Origin of the sequence: Rubrivirga litoralis (assembly GCF_031846415.1) — a bacterium.
Taxonomy (GTDB): domain Bacteria; phylum Bacteroidota; class Rhodothermia; order Rhodothermales; family Rubricoccaceae; genus Rubrivirga; species Rubrivirga litoralis.
In genome coordinates this window covers 60,077-70,294 of the sequence record NZ_JAVRHT010000020.1, presented here as the reverse complement: position 1 = coordinate 70,294, position 10,218 = coordinate 60,077, and the positions used below count along the sequence as shown (strand labels likewise).

Annotated in this window: 9 protein-coding genes; 1 reads left to right on the top strand and 8 read right to left on the bottom strand. The window is 72.3% G+C overall.

Translation table 11 applies throughout. The features are described from left to right. Positions 1 to 2: 2 nt before the first annotated feature. The 4 genes from RM540_RS09855 to RM540_RS09840 form a co-directional block, all read right to left on the bottom strand. The gene (locus tag RM540_RS09855) at positions 3 to 230 is read right to left on the bottom strand and encodes a DUF4926 domain-containing protein (RefSeq protein ID WP_311663606.1); all 228 of its coding nucleotides are present in this window, start codon (positions 228 to 230) and stop codon (positions 3 to 5) included. Between the two features lie 4 nt (positions 231 to 234). Further along, positions 235 to 579 carry a DUF6883 domain-containing protein gene (locus tag RM540_RS09850; protein WP_311663605.1) on the bottom strand — a complete coding sequence of 115 codons (345 nt, stop codon included), beginning with the start codon at positions 577 to 579 and terminating at the stop codon, positions 235 to 237. A 43-nt stretch (positions 580 to 622) separates the two neighbouring features. After that, a complete protein-coding gene (locus tag RM540_RS09845) occupies positions 623 to 1,099 on the bottom strand; it encodes a hypothetical protein (RefSeq protein WP_311663604.1) in 477 nt (158 codons plus the stop codon). Between the two features lie 130 nt (positions 1,100 to 1,229). Continuing rightward, positions 1,230 to 2,696: a M28 family peptidase gene (locus tag RM540_RS09840; RefSeq protein ID WP_311663603.1), complete on the bottom strand. Its 1,467-nt coding sequence runs from the start codon at positions 2,694 to 2,696 to the stop codon at positions 1,230 to 1,232. Between the two features lie 78 nt (positions 2,697 to 2,774). Between RM540_RS09840 and RM540_RS09835 the strand changes: the two genes are divergently transcribed. Continuing rightward, positions 2,775 to 3,791 carry an ion channel gene (locus tag RM540_RS09835; RefSeq protein ID WP_311663602.1) on the top strand — a complete coding sequence of 339 codons (1,017 nt, stop codon included), beginning with the start codon at positions 2,775 to 2,777 and terminating at the stop codon, positions 3,789 to 3,791. 250 nt (positions 3,792 to 4,041) lie between these two features. Here RM540_RS09835 and RM540_RS09830 read toward each other — a convergent pair whose 3' ends face one another. From RM540_RS09830 to RM540_RS09815, 4 genes are all read right to left on the bottom strand, one after another. Beyond that, entirely contained in the window at positions 4,042 to 5,337 is a 1,296-nt protein-coding gene (locus tag RM540_RS09830) for a cation:proton antiporter (protein ID WP_311663600.1), read from the bottom strand. A gap of 178 nt (positions 5,338 to 5,515) precedes the next feature. Then, positions 5,516 to 5,743 (bottom strand): type II toxin-antitoxin system HicB family antitoxin, encoded by a 228-nt coding sequence (locus RM540_RS09825; protein WP_311663598.1) that lies wholly within the window; start codon positions 5,741 to 5,743, stop codon positions 5,516 to 5,518. Next, positions 5,727 to 6,626 carry an HNH endonuclease gene (locus RM540_RS09820; protein WP_311663596.1) on the bottom strand — a complete coding sequence of 300 codons (900 nt, stop codon included), beginning with the start codon at positions 6,624 to 6,626 and terminating at the stop codon, positions 5,727 to 5,729. The genes RM540_RS09825 and RM540_RS09820 overlap by 17 nt, the downstream gene beginning before the upstream one ends. A 99-nt stretch (positions 6,627 to 6,725) precedes the next feature. After that, on the bottom strand, positions 6,726 to 9,782 hold the full coding sequence (locus RM540_RS09815) for a vitamin B12-dependent ribonucleotide reductase (protein ID WP_311663594.1): 3,057 nt from the start codon (positions 9,780 to 9,782) through the stop codon (positions 6,726 to 6,728). Positions 9,783 to 10,218: the final 436 nt, after the last annotated feature.

Here is a 10,218-nt window from a genome sequence, read left to right as displayed (position 1 = left end):
GGTCAGGCGGCGAGGGCGCGGGCGTGGAGGATCTCGCTGTCCCCGAGCGGACGCACGTCCGACGCCCGCAGCGTCTCGACAGCGACCGTAGCCCCCGAGCCCGAGACGAACTCCACCTCGACCGCGCGGCCGCCGTCGTAGACGTAGACGACCGCACCGACGTCCCCCTCCTCTAAACCGAGGTCCGGGAGGTCGTGCGCCAGCACGACTGTGCCGAGTTCGCGGATCATGGGGTCAGGGTCGGCTCGTGTCCACAGGATACGCCGTGACGAGCCGCGGACGCTCATCGGGCGGCTCGACGATCCAGACGGTCTCGATCAGGACGACGGTGCCGCGCGGCGTGGGAAGATCACCGGCGGCGACGTACTTCGTCCCGAACGGGGTCGGTCGGACCGACGCGGGTGCGCCGGTGACGATACGGCGGAGACCATCGGCCAGCAGGTCCGCGTTGTTGTCGTCGAACCCGTGCGCCCGGAAGAAGCGGGCTTTCGACCCGCCGACGGGATGCGAGAGCGCGAGGAGGTAGTCCGTCAGCTTCTCGGGTGGGACGACGGCACCCTCTGCGTTCGGGACGGTCATGCACCGAAGCTACGAGCGCCTCCTGCCTCCCTACTCCACCGCCTCACCGCCGCCCGATCACGTCGACGACCACCGCAAACGGGACCGTCTCGGTCTCCAGGCAGTCGGGGTCGCCGACGCAAGACGCCGCCGGCACCACGTCCGTGGCGTACTCGATCTGGACGCGCTCGCCCTGGATGGCCTGGCCCTCGCACAGCGAGAAGTCACCCATAACCTGCTCCACCCCGCCCCCGTCCGTGCGGAGCGTGAGGTGGCACACGCGCTCGCCGGCCTCGACATCCTCGACGAACGCCCGGCGGGGGACGGTCTGCCCGGCGACCGTGACCGTCGGCGGGAGCGTCGTGTCGACGGCGGCGGGGGCGGGGCGGGCGGGGGTCTCGGCGGCGTCGCTCTCGTTCGACACCACCTCGACGGCGCCGGGGGGCGGGGCGGTTGCCGCGGCGCCTTCGGGCGGGGCGTCGGTGCAGGCGGCGAGGGCGGCGAGTGCCGCCAGGGCGGGGAGGGCGAGCGGGCGGGTCATCTCGGGAGCGGGAGGGGCCGGGATCTACCCGCTGCGCGGGCCGGCGATCCCCGCAAGCCACCGGCCAGGGCGGCCCTGAGCCCGACCACCCCGCCCCGCGTCGCCGGGCGGGGCGGCGGGCGGGGCAGCCCTACTCGCCCGGCGCGTAGTCGAACGCGCCGATCGCGCCGGGGAACACGACCGGGCTCTCGCTCCCGTCGGCGGCCACGCTCGACACGCCGAACAGGTAGTTGTCGATGACCACGTTCCCCAGCGTGTAGTGCTGCTCGGCCTCGCCGTTGTCGGGGACGAACACGGAGCGCTCCCACTGCGGGCTCGTCGTGAGCCGCCAGTTCACGCGGAACCCGGCGAGCTGCGGGTTCTCCGCCGCGTCCGGCCGCTCCCACCGGAGCGTCGTCGACGGCCGGACGGCGCCCTCGATCGTCACGCCTGAGGGCGGGGCGGGGGCGCCGGCGAAGGCGGCCAGCGCGACCGCGTTGAGGGCCGTGAGCTTGGCCGCGTAGTCGAAGTCGACGTACTCGACCGTGTCGCCGTAGTGGCGCGGCGTGCCGTCGGGGTAGGCCTCGGTGCGCAGGTCCTGGTGCTGGCGGTCGTAGTGCTCGTGCGTCTCCATGATGCGGACGCCCGGGTAGCCCACGTTCGTGAACGGCGTGTGGTGGCCGCCCCGCCCGAAGCGGTCGAGCCGGTAGACCATCATCACGTCCAGGTTGCGGACGTATTGGTCGGCCAGGCGGTCGATGGCGCGGGCGAGGTTCCGGCTCGGCCCGTCGACCTCGCCGCCCGTGAACCGGCGGAGGCGGGCCTCCTGCTCAGTCTCGGTCGGGCGCGTGGCCTCGGAAAAGACGCGGGCGCTCGTGTTGTCGCACACGCCGTCGATCCCGCAGCTGTTGCCGATCATGTCGTTGTTGAGGACGGCCTCGATGCGCCAGCCCTCGGCGCGCGCGGTCTCGGCCATGATCTGGCCGCCGAACAGGCCCTGCTCCTCCCCGCTCAGTCCGGTGTAGACGATCGTCCCGGGGAACTCGTACTGGCTGAGCACGCGGGCCGCCTCGATGGCGCCGGCCATCCCGCTCGCGTTGTCGTTGGCGCCCGGCGCGTCGCTCGTCGCGTCGAGCGCGTCGGACGCCCGACTGTCGATGTCGCCCGACATGACCACGTAGCGGTCCGGGTCGGCCGTCCCACGCTGGATGGCGAGGACGTTGACGACCTCGACCGGCTCGGGGATGCGGCGCTCGCCCGAGATCACCCGGCGCTGCTCGACGACCTCCAGGCACCCGCCGCAGGCCGCCGAGATCCGCTCGAACTCGGCCCGGATCCACCGCCTCGCCGCGCCGATCCCGCGCGTATCGCTCACGGTGTCGGACAGCGTGTGCCGCGTCCCGAAGCCGGCGAGGCGCCGGACATTGGCCTCGATCCGGTCGGCGTCGACGGCCGCGGCCACGGCGTAGAGGCGCTGCACGTCCGCGGGCGGGGCGGTCCCGCCAACGAGGGAGTCCGGCCACGGCCGGTCCGTCGGCCGGTTGGCGTCGACGCCGGGCTGAGCGAGCGCGGCGGCGGGGAGGAGGGCAGCGAAGACGAAAAGGCGTGGGAGCCGCATCGGCGTAGGGCGGTTGGCGTGGTACGTGTGGCGATGGTACGGCCACCCCGCCCCTCCCGCTCCGCCCCGCCCGCGCGCATGCAGATCTGGCTCCTCCCCCCCGGCCTCCTCCTGGTCGGCCTCGCCCTCTACGACGCCCTCTACACGACGCTCGGGCGGGGCGGCGGGCCACTCACGAAGCAGCTCAGCCGGGGCGCATGGCTGTTCACGCAGAGCCAGACCGGGCAGCGCGTGTCGGGCTTCTTTTTCAGCCAGCTCGGGCTCGTGGTCCTGCTCCTGGCCATCTTCTCGTGGACCGTCCTGCTGTGGGCGGGGTGGACGCTCGTGTTCCTGGCCTCCGACGGTGCCATCGTGAGCGCGACCACGGGCGCGCCGGCCGGGCTGTGGTCGCGGATCTACTTCGTCGGCTACACGCTCGTCACGCTGGGCCTGGGCGACTACCAGCCGGAGGGGGCCGTGTGGCAGATGCTCACGACGACGGCCTCGCTCTCGGGGCTCATCCTGCTCAGCCTCGCCATCTCGTACGTGCTCCCGGTCCTCCAGGCCGCCGTCGACCGGCGGGGCACGGCGGCCGCGCTGTGGGGGCTCGGCGAGACGCCGGAGGAGATCATCCGCACGATGTGGGACCTCGACCGGGGGTGCAGCGCCTTCGAGCAGCACCTCGTCGGGCTCACGCCGGCGCTCACGACGCTGGCCCAGCAGCACCTGGCCTACCCGGTCCTCCACCACTTCCGCGGTTCGCGCCGGCGCGAGGCGCTGGCGCCGTCGCTGGCCGCGCTCGACGAGGCCCTGTCGATCGCCGAGCACGGGCTCTCCGGCGACTGCCTGAGCCCGGGCGCGTTCCACCCCGCCCGCGCCGCCATCGACACGCTCCTCGACCGGCTCGAAGACCAGTCCACGGGGCCGTCGAGCGAGGCGCCGCCGCCGCCGTCGCTCGACGGCCTCCGCCGCGACGGGTACCCCGCGTGCTCGGACGAGGCCTACCACGAGGCGCTCCGCGAGGACGTCTGCGACCGCCGCCGCCGGATGCTCCTGGGCCTCGTCGAGGGCGAGGGCTGGGACTGGGACCACGTCCTCGACGGCTACGACGACTGACGCGTTGGGGGGTACCGGGTACGAGGTACTGAGTACGCGGGCTGAGAGGCCGTTTTCGTTCCGTTCCCCACCCGAGGAGTGCCGCCCGGGCGGGGTGGGCAGGCAGGCGCTCCGCCCCGCCCACGCGGCGGCGGGCCGGGTGGAGAAGGAGGGACGGGACGGCGCGGCCTCTTCTCCTCGTTGCTTCTCCCCCTCTTCTCGACTCCGCCCCCGTGGGCGGGGCGGTCGCGGACGGGCCACCCCGCCCCGCTCATGCGACGGCGGGCGGGCCGGAGTCCCCGTCGAGCGGGTCGAGGTCGCGCGGCGGCCCCGTCTGGAGCACGTGCCGGACCAGGCGCGGGACGGTCAGCCCCTGCACGACGATCGAGAACACGACGACGGCGTAGGTCGCCACGAGGAGCGTCTCGCGGACCGGCCCCGGCGGCAGCGACAGCGCGAGCGCGACCGAGATGCCGCCGCGGAGGCCGCCCCAGACCAGCACCCGCTTGACGCCGGCCTCCTGCCGGAGCCCGAACGGGCGGAGCCCGGCGAGCGGGACGAACACGCCGACCGACCGGCCAAGCAGCGCGATCGGGACGGCCAGCAGCGCGAGGACCACGGCCGACGGCGCGAACGTGATGACCAGGATCTCGAGCCCGATGAGCACGAACAGGACCGCGTTCAGGACCTCGTCGATCAGCTCCCAGAACACGTCGAGCCGGTCCCGCGTGAGGTCGCTCATGGCGAACGCCCGCCCCTGGTTGCCGATGAGGAGCCCGGCCACGACGATCGCAATCGGCGCCGAAAGGTGGAGCGCCCCGGCGAGCGCGTACCCGCCGGTCACGAGCGCGAGCGTGACGAGCACCTCGACCTTGTAGTCGTCGATCGACCGGAGCATCCGGTAGGCAACGTAGCCGGCCACGGCCCCGAACAGGGCACCGCCGCCGGCCTCCTGCGCGAACAGGAGCGCCACGTCGCCGGCCGTCACCGGCTCGGTCCCCCGCGCCAGTTCGAGGAGGATGAGGAAGACGACGACGCCGACGCCGTCGTTGAACAGGCTCTCGCCGGCGATCTTGGTCTCGAGCGAGCGGGGCACGCCCATCGTGGACAACAGCCCCATGACGGCGATCGGGTCCGTCGGCGAGATGAGCGCCCCGAACAGGAGCGCGTCGATCAGGCGGAGGTCGAGCCCGAGCGCGCCGGCGGCGAGGAACGTGAGCCCGCCGATGACGGCCGTCGAGATCACGACGCCGAACGTGGCCAGCACCGCGATCGTCCCCTTGTGCTCGGCGAGGTCGCCCAGGTCGACGTGGAGGGCGCCGGCGAAGAGCAGGAACGAGAGCATCCCCTGGAGCAGCGTCTCGTCGAAGTCGATGCCCTGGAGCAGCCGCCGCGCCGGCACGTCGAGGTCGATCCCGACGCCGTGCAGCGCCAGCAGCGCGAGCGACGTCAGGAGCGCGATGAGCATGACCCCGATCGTCGTCGGCAGCCGGACCGTCCGGTGGTTGACGTAGGCGAACAGCGCCGTGACGGTCAGGAGCGCGGCGAGCGTGCCGAATAAACCCATCGTGGAGGGGGCGGACCCAAAGGGCGGGGTGGCCTCCTCAAGCGCCACCGGGGGCGGGGCGGTTCCTGCTCCACCCCGCCCAGGATCCGGGGGCGGGGCGGGGTGGCACGTCGCGCTCGCCGCCCCGCCCATCCGAACGGCGCGCGGGCGGGGCGGTGCTCTCCGGGTCCGCCCCGCCCTACGCGAACAGGAGCCGGCGGCCCTTCGGCTCAGGGACGTCTCGGCCGAGCTCCTGCGCCGTCTCGATCCACGCGCGGATCGCGTCTTCTACGTTCTCCACAGCCTCCGTGTAGCTCTCGCCGTCCGAGAGACAACCGGGAAGCTCTGGGACCTCAGCGATAAACGCCGCGTCCTCATCGCTCCAGTAGATGATGAGTTCGTAGCGGAGGTCAGGGGCGGAAGACACGGTCGTTGTGGTATTCGAGGAAGGTCGTCTCGGGACCGTCCAGCGCGTTGGCGGGGAGACGGAGGGGCTGGCCGTGGAGGGCGTAGTAGTCCCGCCCGTTCTCGAACTCCTCCCGGATCCGCCCGCTCACCTCGACGACCCGACGAGCGGGGTCCACGGTGAGGTAGCCCGAGTCGAACAGCTGGTGCAAGTCCGCCCGGAGGAGCAGCCCGTTCTGGACCCGGTGCGGACCCGACGCGGCGTAGGGCTTGATGTGTGCGGCCTGGAGGGCGGGGAGCGTCTTTTCCCCCGTGAACGAGCACCGCCGGCCGTACGCCTCCGTCACGAGCAGCCGGAACGCGCCCTGGCCCAAACGCTCCCGCACGACGCGCTCGCCGTACCGAGCCGGCTCCTCGGCGACGACGCCAGACGTTGGAGCCCGCGCGGCGAGCCGCTCCTGCACGGCCTGCCACAGCCGGCGCCCCTCCACCCCGCCCGTGTCGTACCCCTTCCCGCTCACGATCTGCGGCGCCCAGTCTCGGGGAACGTCGATCCATTCGGACTCGGCCAGGACGATACAGCCGATCTCGGGGTTCGGGCTCACGCCCGCGCCGCGCCGGAGCCGCTGGAGTCGGTCGAGGAACGACCAGTAGTCGGGCGCCCCGTTTTTGACCCCGAACGCCTCCCACGCCGTGTGCGCGTCGAGCCGGGCGTGGCGAACAAAGAAGCCGCCGCCTCCGATTGCGTTGGCTGGCGCTTTCAGCTTGAACAGGAACAGCCCGCCGGGCTCGAGTGCCCGGAACCGCCGCCCGCCGCCCGGCTGCCAGAAGTTGACCTCCTCCGGTTCCCGAGCCGCGAGGTAACGGAACCAGTCGTTGTCGGTGACGCCGAGGTAGAGGGTCATCCCGAACGCTACGGCCCACCCCGCCCCGGCGTCAACAGAAAACGCCCCCGGCTGGCGGACCAACCGGGGGCGCAACCTACGCGGGCGGGGCGGGGCGGCTCAGCCGCAGCCCGTCGACGACCCGCAGTTCGGGCAGCTGTAGCACGCCCCCGCCCGCACCGTGATGCCGCCGCAGTTGGGGCAGGCCGGCGCGTCGTCCTGGTTCTGGAACGCGCCGAGTTGGCCGTCGGCGTCGGCGGCGAGGACGGCCTCGACCGCCCCGCCCACGTGCGGCGATGCCGCCCCGCCCCCGTCGAGGGCGGCCTGGGCCGCCGCGAACAGGTCGGCCTGGACCTCGTCGGCGGCCGGGCCGTGGCGGTCGGCCTCAGCCGCCACGGCCGTCGTAGGGTCCACGGACACCCCGTCCTCGGCGGCCAGGTCCGAGCCCGCCCCGCCCGCGGGCGGGGTGGCGTCGCCCGCGCTCAGGAAGCGGAGCGAGAGGTAGCGGAAGATGTAGTCCGTGATCGACTTGGCGATCGGGATCTGGGGGTTGTTCGTGAACCCGGCCGGCTCGAACCGGACGTGGCCGAACTTGCTCACCAGGTCCTCGAGGGGCACGCCGTACTGGAACGCCAGCGAGATGGCCGTCGCGAAGCTGTCCATGAGCCCGGCGATGGTCGAGCCCTGCTTGGCCATCGTGATAAAGATCTCGCCCGGGCGGCCGGCGAGCGTGTGGCCCTCGGGGTAGAGCCCGACGTGGAGGTACCCCTCGTGGCCGGCCACCGAGAACTTGTGCGTCACGCTCGGGCGCTCGTCTGGCAGCCGCTCGCGGTGCGGGCGGTAGACGACCTTCTCGACAATCCGCTCCGCAAGCTCGGGCGGGGCGGTCGCGGCCCCGTCGCCGGACACGTCCGCCACCCCGCCCGCGCCGGCCGTCTTGCCTGACGTGTTGCCGCCGGACTTCGTCGAGAGCGGCTGGCTCCGCTTCGAGTTCTCGCGGTAAATGGCGACCGCCTTCAGGCCCAACTCCCACGACTGCATGTAGGCGTCGGCGATGTCCTCGACCGTCGCGCTCTCGGACAGGTTGACCGTCTTCGAGATGGCGCCCGAGATGAACGGCTGCGTCGCCGCCATCATCCGGATGTGGCCGAGGTGCGAGATCGAGCGCTCACCGTTGTGCGGCTTGAACGCGCAGTCGAAGACCGGCAGGTGCTCGGGCTTGAGGCCGGGCGCCCCCTCGATCGTGTCCTGCTCGTCGATGTAGGCGACGATCTCTTTGGCCTCAGCGTCCGTGTAGCCGAGGCGCTTCAGGGCCTCGGGCACCGTCTGGTTCACGATCTTCATGAGCCCGTCGCCCTTGCCGGCGAGGAGCTTGTACTTGACGAGCGCGAGGTCGGGCTCGATGCCCGTCGTGTCGCAGTCCATCATGAACCCGATCGTCCCGGTCGGGGCGAGGACCGTGGCCTGCGCGTTCCGGTAACCGTGAGCCTCGCCCAGCGCCACCATCCGGTCGGCGCTCTCTTGGGCGGCGTCGCGGAGGTAGGCCGGGCAGGAGGCGTGGATGTCGGCGACCGCGTCGCGGTGCATCCGCATGACCTCGAGGAAGGGCTCCTCGTTCTCGGCGTAGCCCTCGAACGTCCCGATCGCCGGGTTCGACGCGATCTCCGCGCTCCGGGCGTAGCCCTCGCAGTGCTCGATGGCCATGACGGCGCCGGCGACGGCGCGGCCCTCGTCGGAGTCGTACGGGAGCCCCATCGACATGAGGAGCGCGCCGAGGTTGGCGAAGCCCAGCCCGAGCGGCCGGAAGCGGTGGCTGTTGGCCGCGATCCGGTCCGAGGGGTAACCCGCGTTGTCGACCAGGATCTCCTGGGCCGTGAGGAACAGGCGCGCCGCCGCCCGGAAGCGCTCGACGTCGAACGCGCCGTCGGCCGTCTTGAACTTCATCAGGTTCAGCGACGCCAGGTTGCACGCCGAGTCGTCGACGAACATGTACTCCGAGCACGGGTTGCTCGAGTTGATCGGCCCCGTGTTCTTGCACGTGTGCCAGCGCTGGATCGTGTCCTCGTACTGCGCGCCCGGGTCGCCGCAGACGTGCGTGCCCTCGGAGATCAGGGTCAGCAGTCCGGCCGCGTCGACCGTGTCGACGGCCTCCCCGCTCGTGACGGCCGTGAGCTCGAAGTCCCGCCCCGCCCGCGCCGCCTCCATAAAGGCGTCGTTGAGGCGGACCGACTGGTTCACGTTCTGGAAGGCGACCGAGCCGTAGGCGTCGCCGTTGAACGAGCCGTCGTAGCCCTCCTCGATGAGCGCCCACGCCTTGCGCTCCTCGTCCTGCTTGGCGCGGACGAACTCGAGGATGTCCGGGTGCCACACCTTCAGCGTCTGCATGATGGCCGCGCGGCGCGTCTTCCCGCCCGACTTGATCGTGCCGCCGGTCGCGTCCTGGACCTTCATGAAGCTGACCGGGCCGGACGGGATGCCGCCGCCGGAGAGCTTCTCGTGGCTCGACCGGAGCTTGGACCAGTCGGCCCCCACCCCGCTCCCGAACTTGAACAGCCGGGCGCTCTCGCCCATCAGCTTCCAGATGTCGTCGACCGAGTCCTCGACCGAGATGATGAAGCAGGCGCTCGCCTGCGGCCGCTCGTAGGGGTCGACGGCGACGACCTCGCCGCGCTCGGCGTCCCACCCGGAGATCGTCTTGCCGCCCGAGTCGCGGACGCCGTACTGGGCGCCCAGCCCGACGTTGAACCACACGGGGCTGTTGAAGGCGCCGTACTGGTTCGTGCAGAGCCACGTGAGCTCGTCGTAGAACGCCTCGGCGTCGGCGTCCGAGGCGAAGTAGCCCTGGTCGCGGCCCCAGTCCGTGATCGTCCGCGTGACGCGGTAGACGAGCTGCTTCAGGCTGTACTCGCGCTGGCCCTCGGCCGGCGAGCCGTTGCCGGTCTCGGTGTCGCCGTAGAAGTACTTCGACGCGACGACGTTGACGGCGAGCGGGCTGAACGCCTCGGGGAACTCGACGCCGCGCTGCTCGAAGATGGCCTCGCCGGCGAAGTTCTTGATCGCCGCGTCGCGCGTGGTCCAAGCGACGCTGTCGAACGGGTGCTGGCCCTCGGTCGAGAACACGCGGTCGATCGTGAGGCCGCCGGCGTGCGGGGCGGCGGGTGCCTTGGTCTTGGCCATGAGTCGGGGGGAAAGCGAGGGGGAGAGGCGGCGGCCGCGTCCCGCTCCGGTCTCGGGAGCGGCAGGGGAGCACCGGCGCTTCGTGGACCTGGAGGGCGGGGCGGCCCGTCGGGAGCGCGGCCGGCGTCCTGCCCGGCGCGTGCCTCGAAGCGGACCTCAAGTAAGCCGCGAGCCGGGCGGCGGCGCAAGGACGCTCCGTCCACGGGTTATCCACAGCGTGGACAGCGCCGTGCGGGCGGGGTGGCCGAGCACCTCCACGGCCCCACCCCGCCCTATTTCGACGACCCAAGGCCGGAGCGCCGTCCGATATCCGAGACCGCCCCGCCCTCAGTGTGCCGCGCGCGGGGCGGGGCGGGGCCGTTCTCCCCCTCCTGGTGGCGAGCCGTTATGCAGGCTCCAGGACCATAACGGTCGTTGAAAGCGGGCGGGGCGGGAG

Coding starts and splice junctions, on each gene's coding strand:
- RM540_RS09855 (WP_311663606.1), bottom strand. CDS start 230: ATGATCCGCGAACTCGGCACAGTCGTGCTGGCGCACGACCTCCCGGAC.
- RM540_RS09850 (WP_311663605.1), bottom strand. CDS start 579: ATGACCGTCCCGAACGCAGAGGGTGCCGTCGTCCCACCCGAGAAGCTG.
- RM540_RS09845 (WP_311663604.1), bottom strand. CDS start 1,099: ATGACCCGCCCGCTCGCCCTCCCCGCCCTGGCGGCACTCGCCGCCCTC.
- RM540_RS09840 (WP_311663603.1), bottom strand. CDS start 2,696: ATGCGGCTCCCACGCCTTTTCGTCTTCGCTGCCCTCCTCCCCGCCGCC.
- RM540_RS09835 (WP_311663602.1), top strand. CDS start 2,775: ATGCAGATCTGGCTCCTCCCCCCCGGCCTCCTCCTGGTCGGCCTCGCC.
- RM540_RS09830 (WP_311663600.1), bottom strand. CDS start 5,337: ATGGGTTTATTCGGCACGCTCGCCGCGCTCCTGACCGTCACGGCGCTG.
- RM540_RS09820 (WP_311663596.1), bottom strand. CDS start 6,626: ATGACCCTCTACCTCGGCGTCACCGACAACGACTGGTTCCGTTACCTC.
- RM540_RS09815 (WP_311663594.1), bottom strand. CDS start 9,782: ATGGCCAAGACCAAGGCACCCGCCGCCCCGCACGCCGGCGGCCTCACG.